We start from the raw sequence: 20,524 nt of genomic DNA on the forward strand, positions 1-20,524 counted from the left end.
ATGAGCGAAATCAGCCGCGTGGCGCTGTTCGGCAAGCTGAACCGGCTTGGCTATCAGGCGATCGAGAGCGCCGCAGTGTTCTGCAAGTTGCGCGGAAATCCCTATGTCGAGGTGATCCACTGGATACACCAGATCCTGCAATTGCAGGACAGCGACATCCATCGCATCGCCAAGCACTACAAGATGGACCCGGCACGCATGGCGGCCGACATGACACGCGCACTCGACGGGTTGCCGCGGGGCGCCTCGACCATCCAGGATCTTTCGGCGCATCTGGAAAACGCGGTCGAGCGTGCCTGGGTCTATGGTTCGCTCAAGTACAACTCGAACCAGGTCCGCACCGGGCACATCATTCTCGGAATGCTCAAGACCAAGGAGCTTCAGGGTATCCTCTACGGGATCACCGAACAGTTCCGGGTGATCAAGGCCGATGACCTTGCCGACAATTTCGCCAAGGCGGTAGAAGGCAGCCCCGAGGATGCCATGGCGCCGCAGGACGGAAGCCGCACCGGTGGCGGCGTCTCGCCCGGGGAGCACTCCGGCGCCATCGCGCCCGCCCAGATGGGCAAGGAAGAGGCGCTGCAGCAGTTCTGCACCGACCTCACGCAGCAGGCCCGCGACGGCAAAATCGACCCGATCATGGGCCGCGACGAAGAAATCCGCCAGGTGGTGGACGTGCTGATGCGGCGGCGCCAGAACAACCCGATCCTCGTGGGTGAGGCCGGGGTGGGCAAGACCGCGGTGGTCGAGGGGTTCGCCCTGCGCATCGCCCGTGGCGACGTCCCGCCCAGTCTCAAGGATGCCCGCATCCTGACACTGGATGTCGGCCTTCTGCAGGCGGGCGCCAGCATGAAGGGTGAGTTCGAGAACCGCCTGAAGTCGGTGATCGAGGAAATCCAGGCGTCGACAACCCCGATCATCACGTTCATCGACGAGACACATACGCTGATCGGCGCTGGCGGCGCGGCGGGCACGGGCGATGCCGCGAACCTGCTGAAACCCGCGCTGGCACGCGGCACGCTGCGCACCATCGGTGCGACCACATGGGCAGAATACAAGAAGCACATCGAGAAGGATCCGGCGCTGACCCGGCGTTTCCAGACCGTCGTGGTGGATGAGCCCAGCCCGACCAAAGCCATCATGATGATGCGCGGGATCGCCAGCATGCTGGAAAAGCACCACAAGGTGCAGGTTCTCGACGAGGGGATCGAGGCCGCCGTCAACCTCTCGGCCCGCTACATCCCGGCGCGGCAACTGCCGGACAAGTCGGTCAGCGTCCTTGATACCGCCTGCGCCCGCGTCGCGATCAGCCAGCACGCCGTTCCCCCCGAGGTCGACGATGCCCGCAAGCGGATCAGCGCGCTCGAAACCGAACTCGAGATCATCGACCGGGACGAGACCGCCGGCTACGACGTCGCCGAGCGCCGCGCCGCGATCAAGGCGATCAAGGCCGATGAAGAGAGACGCCTCGCGGGCCTGACCGAACGATGGGAGGCCGAGAAGGCCGTGGTCGAGGAGATCCTCGCCATTCGGGCGAAGCTGCGCGAAGGGGGCCAGCCGGTCGAGGCTGCACCCGAACCCGTCGAGCCGGGTGCGGATGCACCGCCACCGGTGGATCGCGTGCAACTGATGGCCGACCTCAAGGCCAAGAATGCCGAACTGATCGCGATGCAGGGGGAAACCCCGCTGATCCTGCCCATCGTCGACGCGCAGGCGGTGGCGACAGTGGTGGGTGACTGGACCGGCATTCCCGTGGGCCGGATGCTGAAGGACGAGATCGAGACCGTCCTGCGGCTTGACGAGCATCTGGCGAAGCGGGTGATCGGCCAGGACCACGCGATGAAGATGATCGCCAAACGCATCCAGACCAGTCGCGCGGGCCTCGACAACCCGTCCAAGCCCATCGGGGTGTTCATGCTGGCTGGCACTTCGGGCGTCGGCAAGACCGAGACGGCGCTGGCCCTGGCCGAGGTGCTGTATGGCGGCGAGCAGAACGTCATCACCATCAACATGTCCGAATATCAGGAGGCGCACACCGTCAGCTCGCTGAAGGGCGCCCCCCCCGGCTATGTCGGCTATGGCGAGGGCGGCGTGCTGACCGAGGCGGTGCGGCGCAAGCCCTATTCGGTCGTGCTGCTCGACGAGGTGGAAAAGGCCCACCCCGACGTGCACGAGATCTTCTTCCAGGTGTTCGACAAGGGCCAGATGGAGGATGGCGAGGGGCGGATGATCGACTTCCGCAACTGCCTGATCCTGCTGACGACGAACGCGGGCACCGAGATGATCATGGACATGTGCGCCGATCCCGATCTGATGCCCGACCCCGAGGGTCTGGCCAAGGCGCTGCGCGAACCCCTGCTGAAGATCTTCCCGCCCGCCTTGCTGGGCCGTCTGGTGACGATCCCCTACTACCCGCTCAGCCCCACCATGATCGCCGAGATCACCAAGCTCCAGCTCAACCGCATCAAGAAGCGGGTGCAGGCCGCGCATGGCGTGCCCTTCGAATACAGCGATGCCGTGGTCGAAACCATCGTTTCGCGCTGTCAGGAACTTGAATCCGGCGGCCGGATGATCGACGCTATAGTGACGAATACGATGCTGCCCGACATCTCGGCGGAATTTCTGCGCCGCATGATGACCGGGGGGGAGGTCACGCGCGTGGCCATAGACGTGAAGGACAGCGAATTCACCTATTCATTCGATTGACGAAAGGAGACAGCCATGGCTGCCGCAGGGACGAAGAAGAAGATCAAGTTCGAGATCGAGATCGAGCCCTTCGACGAGACCGACAAGGGCAACAAGGCCTGGGCGACCGGGATCAAGGAGATCGACAAGGCCGTCAAGACCATCAAGTGGAAGGGCGAAGCGGAGCTTGACGACAAGAAGTGGCCGGTGAAGAAGCTGCAGGAAGAGGGCGCCTTCGCCGCCCGCATGGCGCTGAAGATCTTCGCGGGCTGCGTGCGTGAGGCCAAGAAGACCGCCGAGAAGGGCAAGGAGAAGGACGGCATCAAGGCGGTCCTCGACGGCTACAAGGATCTGGAAAAGGACCTCGACAGCGGGCTCGACAAATGGCTCGAGAACATCGAATCGGGCAAGGCCGACAACGCGGGGGCGCTGAAGGCCGGGAAGGCCGCCTTCGACAAGCTGAACTCGGTCGAGTTCAAGGGCGCCTTCGATGGTCCGCGCAAGAAGGCCATCGACGCGCTGAAGGCTCTGACCAAGGATGGTGTCGACCCCAAGGTCCAGCAGAAGGCCGGAAAGGTGCTCGAGGGGCTTGCAGATGAGTTCGGCAAGACCGGGAAGGAGGCACAGAAGGCGATCGATTTCCTGCTGAAGACCGGCAAGAAGCTGAAGGACGACAAGGACGCGGATGCAGAACTGAAGAACTTCGGCGTCGAGGTTCTGAAGGGCAAGAACGAAGAGACGTTCACCGATTTCGTGGATGCGGCCGAAAAGCTTGGGGAGGTGTTCGAGGTGGTGGTCGAGGACGCCAAGAAGGGCGCTCTGGATCCCGACACGGCAAAGACCGCGGTCTCCGAGCTTGAACGCCTGTCTGGGCTGGAGAAGACCGCGCAAAGCGCCGTCGCGCTCGCCAAGTCGCTGACGGCGAAGTTCAAGAAGATCGAACAGAAGCTGAAGTGACACGGGAAGGGGCGGGCGGTGAAACCACCGGCGTGCAGAGCAAGGGACGGGAAAGATATCCCGGCGGCAGCCTGACATGACGGGAGGAGGCCAGAAGTTCATCGCCCGCAACCGCGCGCCGCGTGTTCAGATCGAATACGACGTCGAGCTTTACGGTGCGGAAAAGAAGGTGCAGTTGCCCTTCGTCATGGGCGTCATGGCCGATCTGTCGGGTCGGCCCGAGTCACCGCTGCCGCCGGTTGCAGACCGTTCGTTCCTTGAGATCGACGTCGACACCTTCGATGCCCGGATGAAGGCGATGCGGCCCCGCGCCGCCTTCACGGTGCCCAACACCCTGACGGGTGATGGCAACATCGCCGTCGACCTGACCTTCGAACGCATGGACGACTTTACGCCGGGCGCCATCGCCGCACGCGTCGAACCGTTGCGCCAACTGTTCGACGCCCGGCGGCAACTTGCGGATCTCGCGACCTACATGGATGGCAAGTCGGGGGCCGAGGCCCTGCTCGAAGCGCTGCTGCGCGATCCGGCACGGCTTGCCGCCATCGCATCGGGCGCAGTCGCAGATGATCCGCCATCCCCGGCGCAAACGTTGATGGCGCTGCGCATTGCGGCGCCGGTTCCCGCCGATTCCTCCGCGCCGGACCCCGCCGCCACGGCCCTCGCCGCCCTGCGTGCCGCCGCTCCGGCGGAGGCCCCGCCTGCCGAGGCGGAGGCCGACCGCGCCCTCGCCGCCCTGCGCAGCGCGGCCCCGGTGCCCGCTGAGCCGTCCGTGCCGGACCCCGCTGCCGCTGCCCTCGCCGCCCTGCGTGCCGCCACCCCGGCGGAGGCCCCGCCTGCCGAGGCAGAGGCCGACCGCGCCCTCGCCGCCCTGCGCAGCGCGGCCCCGGTAGCCGCCGAGCCCTCCGCGCCGGACCCCGCCGCCACGGCCCTCGCCGCCCTCCGCAGCGCCACCCCAGCGGAGGCACCACCCGCCGCGACGGAGGCCGACCGTGCCCTCTCGGCGCTGCGCAGCGCTGCGCCGGCGGAGGCACCACCCACCGCGACGGAGGCCGACCATGCCCTCTCGGCGCTGCGCAGCGCGGCGCCGGTAGCCGCCGAACCCTCCGCGCCGGACCCTGCCGCCGTTGCCCTCGCCGCTCTGCGGGCCGCCGCGCCGGTGGAGACGCCGCCCGTCGAGGCGGAGGCCGACCGCGCCCTCGCCGCCCTGCGCAGCGCGGCCCCGGTGCCCGCCGAGCCCTCCGCGCCGGACCCTGCCGCCACGGCTCTCGCCGCCCTGCGTGCCGCCGCCCCGGCGGAGGCCCCGCCTGCCGAGGCAGAGGCCGACCGTGCCCTCTCGGCGCTGCGCAGCGCGGCGCCGGTAGCCGCCGAACCCTCCGCGCCGGACCCCGCCGCCGCTGCGCTCGCCGCCCTGCGTGCCGCCGCCCCGGCGGAGGCCCCGCCTGCCGAGGCAGAGGCCGACCGCGCCCTCGCCGCCCTGCGCAGCGCGGCGCCAGTAGCCGCCGATCCCTCCGCGCCGGACCCCGCCGCCACGGCCCTCGCCGCCCTGCGTGCCGCCACCCCGCCGGAGGCGCCGCCCGTCGAGGCGGAGGCCGACCGCGCCCTCTCGGCGCTGCGCAGCGCGGCCCCGGCGCCCGCCGAACCCTCCACGCCGGACCCCGCCACCGCTGCCCTCGCCGCCCTGCGTGCTGCCGCTCCGGCGGAGGCACCGCCCGTCGAGGCGGAGGCCGACCGTGCCCTATCGGCGCTGCGCAGCGCGGCCCCGGTAGCCGCCGAACCCTCCGCGCCGGACCCCGCCGCCGCTGCCCTCGCCGCCCTGCGTGCCGCCGCCCCGGCGGAGGCCCCGCCTGCCGAGGCAGAGGCCGACCGTGCGCTCGCTGCCCTGCGCAGCGCGGCGCCGGTAGCCGCCGAGCCCTCCGCGCCGGACCCCGCCGCCACGGCCCTCGCCGCCCTGCGTGCCGCCACCCCGCCGGAGGCACCGCCCGTCGAGACGGAGGCCGATCCGCTTTCGGCACTCGACGCAATTCTGGGAGATGTCGGGGCAATCGCGGTTCCGACGCGCGACGAAGCCCCGGGGTCTCAGGGGAAAATCGAACCGGACGTGGTGGCCACGCCGACCGACAAGGATCCGCCGGTCGATATCGATGCCCTGCTTTCCGGCGCCGCCCCCGGTGACTTCGGCGCGATTGACCCAGGTGCTGCACCGAACGGCCGGGATGCGGCCGACCTGGATGGATTGCTCGCTTCGGCGTCGGCTGAATCCGGTGGCGGCCTGGATGCGCTGTCCGATCTTGATGCGCTGTTGGGCGGAGGTCACGCGCCTGACGCCGGTCGTTTGCCGGATGGGCAGGGCGGGAATCCCCCGGGCGAAGCCGAAACGCGCGATCCGCTGGACGACCTGGACTTCCTGCTCGATGGCGCCGCGACTTCGGCACAACCGGGATCTGCGGGTTCCAACCCCGAGCGTCTCGACGGCCTGACGGGCAGTGACCCCGTGACAGATCCGTTGGCAGATCTTGAGGCATTGCTCGCCGGACCTGCGGCCGCGGCGCCGGCCCCGGCGGCTGCTGCCGATCCGCTTGCCGATCTTCAGTCCTGGACAGTGCCCGACGAACCCGTGTCCGATCCGTCACCCTCCGAACCTGCGGCGGCGGACGGACTTGCCGCGCTGGATGCGTTGCTGTCGGAGGGGGCAGGGGGTGACCCCCTGGCCGATCTTCAGGCGCTGCTTGGCCCGGACCCCGCGCCCGCGGCGGGGCAGGTGTCGGTGGACCCGCTTTCGGATCTCGATGCCTTGATGGCCGGTCTGGCGGCGGATGCGCCGGATGATGCGGCAATGGGGCTGGACGCGGTGATCGCCGCCGCAGATGATCCGCTGGCCGGGATCGACGCGATGCTCGCAGCGGGAACGGCAGCGGTTGCGACGCGAAGGGAGGGGCCGATGTCGGATCTTGATGCGCTGTTGGGTGGGGCAGGGTCTGCCTATGGGACGCTCAACGCCCCGGCCCCGAACCCCGAGGCGCTGAACCGCAAGGTGTTCCGCATGGCCGTTTTCGGCGATTTCTCGGGCCGCTCGGCCGGTGGGCGGATCGAGGTGGGTGCCACGCTCGCGGCGCGGCGCGCGACGCGGCTCGACGTAGATACGATCGAGGAGGTGATCGAACGCTTCGCGACGCGGTTGATGTTGCCGATCGGGCCGGAAGGGCGGGCGATTGCCGTCGACCTCAAGGAACTGGATGATCTGCACCCCGACGAACTGGCCGAGAAGGTCGCGCTGTTCGACGAGCTGAAGGTGCTGCGCCAGCGGCTTTCCAACGCATCGACGGCTGCCAAGGCGGTTGCCGAGATGCAGGGATGGGGGGCAACGTTCACCGCGCCCGCTGCCCCCACGCGGGCGCGGTCCGGTGCCGCCGCGGTACCTGCCGACAGGCGGCTGTCGGATTTCCAGATGCTGATCGGCGACACCACGCCGCGCGCGGCGACCGCTTCGCCTGCCGCCGACCTGATCGCACGCATTGTCGGCCCCTATGTCCTGCCCGGCACGACGCCCGAGGCGCGCGCGCTCCGGGCCAGCGTTGACGATGCCATGGGATCTGCGATGCGGCTGATCCTGCACCATCCGGAGTTTCAGGCGATCGAGGCTGCCTGGCGCTCGCTCGATCTGCTGGCGCGGCAGATCGAGACGGACGAGAAGCTGGAACTGTTCGTCTTCGACGTCTCGGCCGAGGAATTTGCTGCGGACATCGGATCGGCGCATGATCTGTCGCAGTCGGGCGTATTCCAGATTCTGAACGAACCGCTGACCGTCGAGGGCGGCATCGGATATTCCGCCGTCATCGGCCTCTACACGTTCGAGGAAACGCCGCCGCACGCCGAACTGCTGGGCCGCATGGGCCGCATCGCCGCACATGTGCAGGCGCCCTTTGTGGCGGCGATGGCGCCCGGATTCGTGGATGTCGCCAAGCGCGACCGGCACCCGCTGACGGCGCGGGCCTGGGACGCATTGCGCGGCGATGCCGGCGCAGCCTGGATCGGCCTCGCCGCGCCGAGATTCCTGCTGCGGCGACCCTATGGCGAACGCAGCGACCCGATAGATGCCTTCGAGTTCGAAGAGTTCACCCTGGCCGAAGGGCTGTCGGGGATGCTGTGGTGCAATCCGGCGGTGCTGGTCGGCATCCTGCTTGCCAAGGCATGGACAGACGGCGGCCCGAAGATGACGCTGGGCAAGACCATGTCGATCGGGCAGATGCCCTATTACATCGTCACGGACCAGCACGGCGATCAGGTGGCGCTGCCCTGTACCGAGCGGAACGTGACGACGGAAAAGGCCGAGATCATCGTTCAGCGGGGCTTCATGCCGGTGGTGTCGGTGCGGGGTCGCGATGTGGTGCGGCTGGGTGCGTTCCAGTCACTGGCGGGGCAGGAACTGGCGGGACCCTGGTCCGGCAATCCGCCGCCCGCGCCGCCGCCGTCCGGCCGTGCGCCGGATCTGTCGGCCAGGCACGCACCGCCCGCAGCCGCCGCGCAGTCGGTCGAGGATGAACTTGACGCGCTGCTCGCAGGGTTCGGTGACAGCCCGGCACCGGCGGACCCGGCGGCGATCGACGCCGATCTTGCGGCGCTTCTGGAGGGACTGTGATGCTGGATGACGAGAGCGGGGGAGGCCGGGACGGCGGCGAGGACGACGACGACGGCATCCCGATGACTCTGCTTGCGGTTCATGGCAATTATTGGCTTTATGAAGGTGTGGAGTTGTTGAACGACCTGCTGTTCGGCACGGGCGAGGCGCCTTTTCCCGTCCGCTGTGTGTACTTCAGGGATGCTTTTGAATTGAAACGGTTCTTTGGCACCGAATTCGTTGTCTCGTCGCTCTGGAGGATCAATCCGGACATCATCGAGCGGGTGCGGCGCGAGAATCTTCTGATCGAGGTGCAAGCCTCGGATATTTGATCCCGGGCGGCGCAGGCCGCCCAAACGAGGGAACGGGCGATGAGTGGTGGTGGTATTTCTCAGGTCATTCTCGAAAACCGAAAGATCAAGATGGACGGGCCCCTGGGCCCCAAGAAGATGTTCATCAAGTCGGCGCGCGTCGTCGAGGCATTGAGCACGGTCACCGAGACGACCATCGACTTCATGTCGCCTGACCAGAAGGTTGATCTTGGCCAGGTTGTGGGGCGCACGATCAAGGTCATGGTGCAGAAGGGCGAGGAGGGGGGCGACGCCTGGCGCGAGTTCGTCGGGACCTGCATCGAGGCGCAGTACATGGGCCTGCACGAGGGCTTCGGGTTCTACTCGCTCGAGGTGCGGCCGTGGATCTGGTTCCTGACCCGCAGTTCAGGATGCCGCATCTTCCAGAACCAGAGCGCCACGGACATCATCAAGAAGATCTTCAGCGACCGCGGGTTCTCTGACTATACGGTCAGCGTCAACCGCAGCCTCGAGCCGCGCATCTATACCGTCCAGTACAACGAGACGGACTACGACTTCATTTCCCGTCTGATGGAGGAGGAAGGCATCTACTTCTTCTCCACCGTCAAGAATGGCGTCGATCACCTGATGATCGTCGACGATATCGGCGCGCACCAGCCTGTGCAGGATTTCCCGACCATCGAGTTCGCCACCCGCGAGCAGGAATACCGCCGCACCACCGACCACATCTTCGAATGGCGCGGGTCCGAGAACGTGACCAGCGGCAAGGTCACGCTGCGCGACTACAACTTCGAGAAGCCCAAGGCCGACATGACCACGGTCAAGTCTACGCCCAAGGGCAGCCACAGCCACAAGAACTACGAGCTTTACGGCTATTCCGGGCACTACCGGGAAACGGCGCTCGGCGATGAATACGCGCGGATCAGGATGCAGGCCGAGGCGGTGAAGTTCCAGGTCAGGAACGCCATCGGAAACGTCCGGACGCTGGCTACCGGCGCCACCTTCAAGCTCGACAAGCACAAGCGCGACGCGGAAAACCAGGATTACCTGATCACCGGCGCCGTCCACATGCTGCAGATCGAGGTGCAGATGGAGGACGAGACGCAGCAGGTCAAGGAACTGCCCGGCACCATCGAGTTCGACGAAAAGAACAAGGACAGCTATCGCTGCACGTTCCAGACGATCCCGAAGAACGTGCCGTACAGGGCCCCGTTCAAGACCGAATGGCCCAAGATTCCCGGCATCCTCCTCGCCAAGGTGACAGGGCCGGGTGGCGAGGAAATCTACACCGACAAGTACGGCCGCATAAAGGTGCAGTTCCCCTGGGACCGCGAAGGCAAGAATGACGAGAACACGACCTGCTGGGTGCGGGTGGTGACGCCGTGGTCGGGCAAGAACTGGGGCATGATCCATATTCCGCGGATCGGGCAGGAAGTGGTGATCCAGTTCGAGGACGGCGACCCGGATCGTCCGATCTGCACCGGCATGCTCTACAACGCCGATACCATGCCGCCCTATGAGCTTCCGGCAAACATGACGATGCAGGGCATCAAGACCAACAGCTCGAAGGGCGGCGGCGGTTTCAACGAACTCGTGTTCGAGGACAAGAAGGACGAGGAATACGTCCGCCTGCAGTCCGAGAAGGATTATTTCGAGATCATCAAGAACAACGCGACGATCACCATCGGCCTGGAGAAGCAGGATGACGGCGACATCACGACGACGATCCACCGCAACCGGACCGAAACGATCAAGACCGGCGACCTGACGCTGACCGTCGAGCAGGGCAACGAGAAGCGCGACATCAAGACCGACCGCACCGAAAAGGTGGGGCAGCACGCCACACAGGAGGTGGGCGGCAACAAGACGATGAAGGTGACCGGCAACTACGAAGGCTCGACAGGCGGCAATTCCTCCGCCACGGTCAGTGGCAACTCGGAGGAAAGCGTCACCGGCACGTTCAAGTCGACGGTGACGGGGCCGATAACCATCGAATCCTCGGCCAGCATCGAACTGAAGGTCATGGGCTCCTCGATCAAGATCGACCCTTCGGGGGTCACGATAAAGGGTCCGATGATCACCACCGAGGCGCAGGGGATCGCGCAGCACAAGGGCAGCGGGATGGTCATCATCCAGGGCGGTCTCGTGATGATCAACTGAGGCCGTCATGAGCAAGCGTTTCGAAAACCTCAAGAAGATCCCGCCCGAACCGGCGGCCAAGCTTCTGGCCAATGCAAACACCAAGCTGCAGCACAAGCCTGCCGTGCCGGCCTCGGCGCAGGTGACGGCCGTGCTGGTCGCGCTCGAGACGATGCAGGCGCGGCTTGACATGCTGCGCCTGCTGTCGGTCGCGCTGCCCCCGCGCGAGGCGACCTGGTGGGCCTGCCTCGCCGCGCGCGATCTTGTCGGTGCGGATGCCAAGCAGGTGCCGCCGCCGCTGGCCGCAGCAGAACGCTGGGTCTTCAAGCCCACGCCCGAACACCGCGCGGCGGCGAGCCACGCCTTTCACAATGCCGAGATGGACGATGACACGGTGTATTGCGCGATGGCGGCGCTCTATGCCGACGGGACGCTGGGCGTGGACGGGGATACGGCGAACTACGCGGCCCCCCCGAACGGCGTTTCCGCCGCTGTTTTCGCGATGAACCTGATCGCGCTGCGTGCCCATGCCGACAAGGCCGATGCCTTCATGGACATGCTGATCGACCGTGGCGTCGACATCGCGCGGGGCGGCAACGGACGGGTCGAGGCGGCGGGCGCGGCCAAGGCCGACGCGAAAGGATAGAACATGGCCGGACCTCCGCAGGCACGCCTGACCGATACCCACATCTGCCCGCTGACGCTCGGCGCCCCCACGCCTGTGATTCCGCCCTGTGCGCCCCCGGTGCTGGTGGTCAAGCTGTTCGCGGCGCGTCTCACCGACATGTGCGTGACGGCGGTCGCCCCTCCGCCGCACCCGATTGCCAAGGGGTCTGCGACCGTTATGATACAGAAACTGCCCGCAGCGCGGATCGGCATGGATCTGTGCTCCGGCGGCGGAGCAATCCTGCCGATGCAGTTCACTGTGTATACCGGAGGCTGATGCCTAGATGCCCGTGACACTTCGGTTCCAATCCACGGGGGCAGTCCCGGGGGACGGGTCGCCCATCGTGATGCGGGGTCCAAGCCTGACGATCGGTCGCGGGCAGGAAAACGACATCGTCCTGCCAGACCCGGACAGGCTGATCTCGAAGAGCCATTGCGCCATCGAGGACCAGAACGGCAATGTCGTCGTCATCGACTTCTCCACCAACGGCACCTTCCTGAACTACGGCAAGGTGCCGCTGGGCAGGGTTCCGACGCCGCTGAACGACGGCGACGTGCTGACCCTGGGCGGCTACGAGCTGGTGGTCGCGATTACCTCGGGCCGTGCCGATCCGATGCACCACCTCGCGCCTCCGGTTGACGACGGGCCGGTGTCGCACGGCCGCGCCGATGCCGCGCCCGATCTCATGGACCTGCTGGACGACCATTCGTCGAAGCGTGTCGACTTCCTGGACGATCTCATGGGCGCCGCACCGCCGCGCGGACCATCGACGGTGGTGCGCGAGGATCCGATCGATGAACTCGACCTGCCGCATCTGCGCGATGCCGAGGATCCGATCCTCGGTCACCTTCCCGAGCCGCTGGACGACATGGACGGCGCCTCGGCCAGGTATCACTCGCCCTCGCTGAATGACGGCTTCTCGACCTCGGCCCGCAAGGCGAACGTGATTCCGGACGATTGGGACGAGGATTTCCTGGCGCCCACACCCAAGGCACGGGGTGGCGGTGGCGGCGGCGGGATCGGGGAAGGAAACCCCGACGATCCCTTCGGTCTGGCGCCTGCTCCGCCGCCGCCTGCGCCGCGCCCGGCGCCGCCGCCGCCCGACCCCATGGACGATCTTCTGGCGCCAACCCCATCGGTCGCCCCACCGCCGCCCCATGCGCCGCTTCCGACCGCCTCGGTCGTGCCCCGTCCGCCCCGGCCAAAGACCGCGGCCGAGGCGGCGGCCGACGCGGCCTCGCCGTTCAACGCGCCGGTGCCGCCCGGGCGGCTGACCTCGGTCGTGCCGCCGCCGCCCGTATCCGTCCCGCCGCCTCCGGCCGTCTCGGCGGCCCCGCCGCCGCCAGTTTCCGTGGCGCCTGCGCCCCCCGCCCCGGTCCCGCCGCCCGCAGCCGCGCCCGTTGCCGCGCCTGCGCGGCCTGCGGGTCATGCCAGCGGGCAGGGCGATGCCTTGCGCGCCTTCCTGGAGGGGGCGGGCGCCGAGGATCTCGTGATCCCCGACCAGGAGATCGCGGCCACCATGGCACGCATGGGGCTGGTGATGCGCATCCTGATCGAGGGGCTGCGCGAGATCCTGATGACCCGGGCCGAGATCAAGGGCGAGTTCCGCATGGAGCGCACCCAGATCAGCGCGGGTGGCAACAACCCGCTGAAATTTGCCCTGTCTCCCGAACATGCGGTCGAGATGATCGTGCGGCCCAAGGCCAAGGGCTACATGGACGCGCCCACCGCGGTGCGCGAGGCGCTGAAGGACATCAAGGCGCATGAGGTGGCCATGGTCACCGGCATGGAGGCCGCCATCAAGGACGTGCTCAAGCGCCTCGATCCGGCGATCCTGGGCGAGCGTGTCAGCGGCGGCGGCATCGGCGGCTTTCTGGGCGGCAAGAAGGCCCGCCTGTGGGAGGAGTTCGAGCGTCTCTATGGCACCATCTCGAACGAGGCCGAGAACGATTTCCACGAGTTCTTTGCCAAGGCCTTCGCGCGGGCCTATCAGGACCAGCTTGAAAGATTGAAATGACACGGGGCCAAGGGGATACTAGGGTTCGCACCGATCGTGCGCCGACCGGCGCGCGCAACGATGAGGTGACGTGTGTCCTGGGATAGCAAGGTTCTCTGGACGGAAGGCCTGTTCCTTCAACCCCACCACTTCCAGCAGTCCGACAGGTATGTCGAGGCTCTGGTCACGGGCCTCGCGCGCCGGATCGTGCCCTATGCCTGGGGTGTCGGCCAGATCGACATCAACGAGGAAGTGCTGAAATTCGGCCAGTTCGCGATCAAGGGCGCCTCCGGCCTGACCCCCGACGGCACGGTCTTTCGCGTGCCCGAGGCCGAAGAGCATCCCCCGGCCCTGGAGGTGCCCGATGCGGTCAAGGACTGCATCGTCTATCTGTCGGTGCCTGCGCGGCGCCGCGGTGCGCTCGAGATCGACCCGTCGGGCATGGAACGGTCGGCGGCACGGTTCCGCCATTCCGAGGTCGAGGTCACCGACGTCACAAGCGAGGGGCGGAAGCCCGTCATCCTGGGTGTCGGCAAGCTGCGACTGCAGTTCGCGCTCCAGGTTGACGACCTGGCCGACCGCCTTGTGATCCCGATCGCCCGGATCATCGAGAAACGTCCCGATGGCGAGGTGATCCTCGACAAGGGGTTCGTGCCCACCTGCATCGATGTGCGTGCCGCCCCGCCGCTGCACGGTTTCCTGCGCGAACTGGAGGGCCTGCTGTCGCACCGGCAGAAGGCGCTGGCCGGACGGCTTTCGGAAAGCGGCACGTCCAAGGGCGTGGCCGAGATCCAGGACGCGCTGATCCTGATGGTGGTCAACCGCAACCTGCCGATGGTCCGTCACCTTCTGGGTTGCGAGAACGTGCATCCGGTGCAGGCCTACGGCCTGTGCGTCTCGATCGCCGGGGAACTGGCCACGTTCATGGCAACCGAGAAGGCGCCGCCCGACTTCCCGCCCTATCAGCACGATTCGCTGTCCGTGACCTTCGCGCCCGTCGTCCGCACATTGCGGCAGTACCTGTCGGCGGTGCTGGAGCAGACAGCCGTCCTCATCCCGCTGGAGGCGCGCAAGTATGGCGTCAGCGTCGGCATCATCGCGGATCGCAAGCTGATCACGACGGCGGGCTTCGTCCTGGCGGTCAAGGCGGACATCCCGGCCGAGAATGTCCGGCGGCACTTCGCGGGGCAGGCCAAGATAGGCCCGGTCGAGGAAATCCGGCCGCTGGTGAACTCGGCGCTGCCGGGGATCACGCTGCGGCCCCTGCCCGTGGCCCCCCGCCAGATCCCGTATCACGCAGGCGTGGTCTATTTTGAGCTTGACCGCGACAGTCCCTATTGGCGCAAGATGACAACGTCGGGCGGTATCGCCGTGCATGTTTCCGGTGACTATCCCGGCCTTTCGATGGAGCTTTGGGCCATTCGCGTCGGCTGAGCCCGAAAAGAGGATTGAGGACCATGGCCGGTAACGACCCCTTCGCCGAGCCCGACGATTCGGAGCGGACAGTCATCCGCCCCAATCCCGGCGGACGCAGGGGCGCCCCTGCCCCGGCGGCGCAGCCCGGCGTCCCGAACTATCCGCAGCCCGCCCAGCCGCAGGCGCAGCCCCTGGGCTATGGCGTGCCGCAGCAGGCCCCCCCGCAGGCCGCCGCCGCGCCCGCCGCCAAGGCCGCAGAGGCGCCTATCCAGTTGGCGATGACCGGCATGAATCGCCTGAATGCGGCGGCGGCGATGCTGTTCGCGCTTGTCAGCCGTATTCGCAACCGGGCGCAGCACATGGACCCCGACGCCTTGCGCGGCAAGGTCGTGGCAGAGGTGCGCGCCTTTGACAGCCGCGCCATTGCGGCGGGCATCGACCCGCAGCAGGTCAAGGTCGCGCGCTATGCGATCTGCGCCACGATCGACGACGTGGTGCTGAACACGCCCTGGGGCGAACAGTCGAACTGGGCGCTGCAATCCATGGTGGGGACGTTCCACCGCGAAACGGTGGGTGGCGACCGGCTGTATGACGTCCTGGCGCGGCTGGAAAAGGACCCGCCCAACAACATCGAACTGCTCGAATTCATCTACATGTGCCTGACCCTCGGCTTCGAGGGGCGGCTCCGGGTCGAACAGGGCGGCGTCGACAAGCACCTGACCATCCGTTCGGGCCTCGCACGCATCATCCGCGCGCAGCGCGGCCCGGTCGAACAGGATCTGTCGCCGCACTGGAAGGGGCTGGACAAGCCGCACCGGACGCTGTCCGCCTGGCGGCCGGTCTATCTGGCCGTGGGGGTTACCGCCCTGATCCTCTCGCTGATGTTCGGGGGGCTCAGCTATACGCTCGCCTACAACGCCGACCCGGTCATTGCGCGCATGATCGAGATCGACCGGCCCACGCCCCCGGTTCTCGACCGCCCGGCACCCCCGCCCCCGCCACCTCCGCCGCCCCCGCCACAGGAGGGCCCGACCCAGCTCGAACTTGTCGAGGGCTTCCTTGAGCCCGAGATCACCGAGGGTCTGGTCAAGGTATTCCAGGACCCCACGTCGCTGACCGTGCGCGTCAAGGGGCAGGGCATGTTCGGCTCCGGGTCGGACAAGTTGACCAAGGGCTATGATGCCAAGATCGAACGGCTGGCCAAGGCGCTGAACGATCAGCCCGGGCGCATCCTGATCGTCGGCCATTCCGACAGCAGCCCGATCCGCACCGCGAAGTTCCCGTCGAACATGCACCTGTCCCTTGCCCGTGCCGAGTCGGTGCTGAAGCAGATGGAAAAGCATCTTGACGATCCCAAGCGCCTGTCGGCCGAGGGTCGGGCCGAGAAGGAGCCCATCGCCGACAACGACACGGCCGAGGGCCGTGCCGAGAACCGGCGGATCGAGATCGTCCTGTTGAAGGCTGAAAGCTGATGATCCGGAAGGTCCTCTATCTCGCGCTCCGCTCGACCTATGCGCTGATCTGGCTGGTCACGCTCACGCTTGCGGTCTGCCTCTGGATGTTCGGCCCGTTCATCGTGCTGGGGGAATGGGACCCGTTCGCCGACCCGATGGACCGCATCATCTGGATCGGCGGCCTGCTGGGCTTCGCCCTCTTCCTGACCATCCTCATCTGGTTCCTGCGCCGCCGTCGCGACCGCAAGATGAACGAGGACATCGTCGCCTCGACCGAGACCGACGACGAAGAGGATGACGGCGTCCAGTCGGAAGCCGAGGAAATGCGCCAGAAGCTGCGCACGGCCCTCGCGCAGCTGCGCAAGTCAAAGATGGGCTCGAAAAGCCTGTACGAGCTTCCCTGGTATGTGATGATCGGTCCGCCGGGGGCGGGCAAGACCACGGCCATCGTGAACTCGGGCCTGAAGTTCCCTCTGGTCGAGGAATTCGGGCAGGCCAGCATCGGCGGCGTCGGCGGCACCCGCAACTGCGACTGGTGGTTCACCGACAACGCCGTGATGATCGACACCGCCGGGCGCTACACCACCCAGGAAAGCGACGCCGAGGCCGACAACCAGGGCTGGCTCAACTTCCTGACGCTGCTCAAGAAGCACCGCAAGCGGCAGCCGATCAACGGCGCGATCATCGCGATTTCCCTGTCCGACCTGTCGATGCAGGACGAGGTCACCCAGGCAGGTCACGCCCGCGCCATCCGCCGCCGCCTGCACGAACTGCGCGAGAAGCTGGGCGTGCGCTTTCCGGTCTATGTGATCTTCACCAAGGCCGACCTCATCGCGGGCTTCACCGAATTCTACGACAATCTGGGGAAAGAGGCGCGCGAGCAGGTCTGGGGCTTCACGCTGCCCTTCGAGAAGGCGCGGGCCAACGTCTCGCCCGTCGCGGCCTTCGACGATGAATTCTCGCTGCTCCTGACGCAACTGAACGCGCAAAGCCTGGAACGTCTTCAGTCCGAGACCGACCATCAGCGGCGCAGCCTGGTCGCGGGCTTCCCGGGCCAGGTCGCGTCGGTCCGGCAGGTGGCGCGCGATTTCCTGAACGAGGTGTTCCAGGACAACAAGTTCAGCGAACGTCACATGCTGCGCGGCGTCTATTTTGCCAGCGGCACGCAGGAAGGCACGCCGATCGACCGCCTGATGATGGGCATGGCGCGCACCTTCGGCATCGGCCGGCAGGCCATCGGTTCGGGCAAGGGAACCGGCCGCAGCTATTTCCTGACCCGCCTGTTCGAGGGCGTGATCTTCCGCGAGGCCGGGCTCGTGTCGTCCGACGACAAGGTGGAACGCCGCTACAAGATCGCACGCGGGCTGGCCATTGCCGCCACCCTGGTGGCGGCGGTCGCGGCGGGCGGCATCTGGCTGCGCAGCTTCCTCGGCAACCAGGCCCTGATCGCGGAAACCACCGAACGGATGAAGGCCTACGACACGGCCGCCTCGGTCATTCCGCCAAGCCCCGTGGGCGACAGCGACATCGCGACCACCGTTCCCGCCCTGAACATCCTGCGCGGCCTTCCGTCGAACCCGCTCGCGGGCGATGTGCCCCCGGCGGGCACGCTGGGCTACGGCCTCTATCAGGGCCGCATCATCGGCGCGAGCGCGGGCCAGAGCTATCGCGCGGCGCTGAACCAGCATCTGCTGCCGCGCCTGCTGCTGCGTCTCGAAAACCAGATGCAGGGCTCGATGAGCAATCCGGAATTCCTGTACGAGGTGCTGAAGGTCTACCTGATGCTCGGCCAGCAGGGCCCGCTGAACGCCGAACTCGTGCGCGAGTATCTTGTGAACGACTGGAACGCCTCGTTCACCGGGATCGGCGCGGAAGAGCTGAAGACCAGCCTGCGCCTGCATCTGGACGCCCTGATGTCGCAGCCGATGCAGAAGATCGCGCTGAACGGCCCGCTGGTCGAACAGGCACAGGATATCCTGTCGCAGATGCCGATGGCGCAGCGCATCTACAACGGCATCATCAACAGCCCGAAGGCGCTTGAACTGCCGAAATGGCGGATCACCGATGTCGGTGGCCCGGCTGTGGATCGGGTGTTCGTGCGATCCTCGGGCAAGCCCCTGAACGAGGGGATCGAGGGCATCTACACCTACGACGGCTTCAACAACGTCTTCCTGGGCGAGGCCCTTGGCGTGTCGCGCAGGTTGCAGAGCGAGGCCTGGGTCCTGGGCGAAAAGAACGTCGCCGTGCAGTCCGAGGTGGCAATCCTCGCGGTCGCGCGGGATGTGCTCGATCTCTACTACAACGACTTCATCGCGCGCTACGAAGGCATCCTGTCGGACGTCGACATCATCCCGATGTCCTCGATGAGCCAGGCCGTCGAGGTCACCAACGTCCTGTCCGGTCCCACCTCGCCGCTGGTCAACCTGCTGATGGCCGTGGCGCAGGAAACCCGCCTGACCGAGGATCGCAACATCGTGCCCGGTGCCGCCGTGGGCGAGGGCATCTCGGCCGCCGCAGGCATCGAACTGCGCTCGATGCTCAGCGCCCAGGCGGCGGTGTTCATCAACGCGCTCGAGGCGGCGAACCCGGGCGGGCCCAAGCCCAAACCGCCGGGAGTGTTTGTCGAGGAACGCTTTGCCTGGCTGCACACCCTTGTCGCGCGTACCGACAACCAGCCATCGCAGCTCGACCAGCTGCGCGTGATCCTGGAAGAGGTGTACCGCGAGATGTCGCGCCTTGCGATCACCTCGGGCGCAGGTGGCCTGGTGGCACCCAACCAGGATTCCGCGCTGATCGAACTGATCCAGTTGACCCAGCGGCTGCCCGGGCCGATGCAGCGCTGGACATCGCAGATCGCGGCCGGTTCCTCGGGCGTCAGCGCCGAAGGCACCCGGGCAACGGTCAATGCCAAGTGGCAGGCGCAGGTTCTGCCTGTCTGCGAACAGTCGTTCGCAGGTCGCTACCCGTTCAACCGTCGCTCTGCCTCGGAGGTGGGGATCGCCGATTTCACCCGGATGTTCTCGCCCGGGGGCCTGCTGGACACGTTCTTCAACGAGAACCTCGCGCAGTTCGTCGATACCCGGACCCGTCCCTGGACCTTCAAGCAGGTGAATGGCGCCGATCTCGGCATGGCCCCGGCAGCGCTTGAGGCATTCATGCACGCGGCCGACATCCGTGCGGCCTTTTTCCCGCAGGGTCCGGTTCCCGCCGCACGGTTCAGCGTCACGCCCTCCGCGGTCGATCCGAATGCAACCTCGGTGACGCTCGAGATCGACGGCGCCGCGGCCAAGCTGACGCAGGGCGACGGGCAGCCCCCGCCAACCGGCGTCGTCTGGCCCGGTGCCGCCGGCTATGGACGGCTGACCTTCGAGCCGCCGCTTCAGGGCGTCGAGAACGCGCTGCGGCGCGACGGGCCCTGGGGCTGGTTCCGCCTGCTCGACAGCGCCGAGATCCGCAATACCGACGTGAATGAACGCAAGCGTTTGATTTTCAAGGTGGGGGGCCGTGTGGCGATCTTCTTCATGCAGTCGGACTCGGCGCTGAATCCCTTCGCGCTGCCCGCGCTCTACAAATTCTCCTGTCCGAAGTCCTTTTGATGACCGCGCGCTTCGGAGCCTTCGGCAAATTTCCGGCACTGGGTGATTTCTTCCGGCTGGACCTGCCGCAGGGGTTTGTCGACCCCTGGGACCGCTGGTTGCAGGACGGCATCGTCGCCGCGCGGTCGACCCTGGGCGAGGCATGGCAGGATTGCTATTTCTCGGCACCGATCTGGCGCTTCACCCTGGCGCCGGGCATTGCCGGGGCCTCGGGCTGGATCGGCGTCATGATGATGTCCGTCGACCGCGTCGGGCGGCAGTTCCCGCTGACGCTGGTCGCGGGTCTCGCCGACGAACAGCCCGCCATGCTGGAACATTTCCGCCAGCAATCGACATTCCTGGAGCTGGAGCATCTCGCACTCGACGCGCTTGAGGACGGCATGACGCGCGAGGTGCTGTCGGGCCGTCTGGCCGCCATCGCCCTCGATCCCCCGGGTGCGCCGGTTCGCCTTGCGATCGCGCCGGGTGGCCTGACGATGCAGGGCGCCAGCCCGGGTCAGGCCGGCGCGGCGGTTGCCGCGCAGCTGGCCGGTGCGCGGTTCCGCCGCCCGTCGGTGTGGTCCGCCGATCTGGATGGCGCGACGCGGCTCATGGTCTGCGAGGGGTTGCCTGCCGGGGGGCAGATGCTGGGCCTGTTCGACATGGGCGCGCAGGTCTGGCAGGCGCCAGAGGAGGCCGCGTGATG

The 20,524-nt window shown here is 67.1% G+C and carries 12 protein-coding genes; all 12 read left to right on the forward strand.

Going from position 1 to position 20,524, the window contains the following annotated elements; translation table 11 throughout:
* The 12 genes from tssH to tagF all read left to right on the forward strand — a co-directional run bounded on the left by tssH (window position 1) and on the right by tagF (window position 20,522).
* Window positions 1–2,706 (forward strand): type VI secretion system ATPase TssH, encoded by a 2,706-nt coding sequence (gene tssH, locus KF887_04475; GenBank protein ID QYK42385.1) that lies wholly within the window; start codon window positions 1–3, stop codon window positions 2,704–2,706.
* A 15-nt stretch (window positions 2,707–2,721) separates the two neighbouring features.
* On the forward strand, window positions 2,722–3,642 hold the full coding sequence (locus KF887_04480; protein QYK42386.1) for a hypothetical protein: 921 nt from the start codon (window positions 2,722–2,724) through the stop codon (window positions 3,640–3,642).
* 76 nt (window positions 3,643–3,718) lie between these two features.
* Complete coding sequence (tssB, locus tag KF887_04485) at window positions 3,719–8,281, forward strand: type VI secretion system contractile sheath small subunit (protein ID QYK42387.1); 4,563 nt, start codon at window positions 3,719–3,721, stop codon at window positions 8,279–8,281.
* Window positions 8,281–8,592: a hypothetical protein gene (locus KF887_04490; GenBank protein QYK42388.1), complete on the forward strand. Its 312-nt coding sequence runs from the start codon at window positions 8,281–8,283 to the stop codon at window positions 8,590–8,592. Before tssB ends, KF887_04490 begins: the two co-directional genes overlap by 1 nt.
* A 39-nt stretch (window positions 8,593–8,631) precedes the next feature.
* A complete protein-coding gene (gene tssI, locus KF887_04495) occupies window positions 8,632–10,731 on the forward strand; it encodes a type VI secretion system tip protein VgrG (GenBank protein QYK42389.1) in 2,100 nt (699 codons plus the stop codon).
* Window positions 10,732–10,738: 7 nt separating this feature from the next.
* Window positions 10,739–11,356, forward strand: coding sequence for a hypothetical protein (locus KF887_04500; GenBank protein QYK42390.1), 618 nt, complete (start codon window positions 10,739–10,741; stop codon window positions 11,354–11,356).
* 3 nt (window positions 11,357–11,359) lie between these two features.
* On the forward strand, window positions 11,360–11,653 hold the full coding sequence (locus KF887_04505) for a PAAR domain-containing protein (protein ID QYK42391.1): 294 nt from the start codon (window positions 11,360–11,362) through the stop codon (window positions 11,651–11,653).
* 7 nt (window positions 11,654–11,660) lie between these two features.
* On the forward strand, window positions 11,661–13,394 hold the full coding sequence (gene tagH / locus KF887_04510) for a type VI secretion system-associated FHA domain protein TagH (GenBank protein ID QYK42392.1): 1,734 nt from the start codon (window positions 11,661–11,663) through the stop codon (window positions 13,392–13,394).
* Window positions 13,395–13,466: 72 nt separating this feature from the next.
* Entirely contained in the window at window positions 13,467–14,807 is a 1,341-nt protein-coding gene (gene tssK / locus KF887_04515) for a type VI secretion system baseplate subunit TssK (GenBank protein ID QYK42393.1), read from the forward strand.
* Between the two features lie 23 nt (window positions 14,808–14,830).
* Window positions 14,831–16,261 carry a type VI secretion system protein TssL, long form gene (gene tssL, locus KF887_04520; protein ID QYK42394.1) on the forward strand — a complete coding sequence of 477 codons (1,431 nt, stop codon included), beginning with the start codon at window positions 14,831–14,833 and terminating at the stop codon, window positions 16,259–16,261.
* Window positions 16,261–19,839 (forward strand): type VI secretion system membrane subunit TssM, encoded by a 3,579-nt coding sequence (gene tssM / locus KF887_04525; protein QYK42395.1) that lies wholly within the window; start codon window positions 16,261–16,263, stop codon window positions 19,837–19,839. Before tssL ends, tssM begins: the two co-directional genes overlap by 1 nt.
* Complete coding sequence (gene tagF / locus KF887_04530) at window positions 19,839–20,522, forward strand: type VI secretion system-associated protein TagF (protein QYK42396.1); 684 nt, start codon at window positions 19,839–19,841, stop codon at window positions 20,520–20,522. The genes tssM and tagF overlap by 1 nt, the downstream gene beginning before the upstream one ends.
* Window positions 20,523–20,524 lie beyond the last annotated feature (2 nt).

The organism is Paracoccaceae bacterium, from assembly GCA_019454225.1.
Classification (GTDB): domain Bacteria; phylum Pseudomonadota; class Alphaproteobacteria; order Rhodobacterales; family Rhodobacteraceae.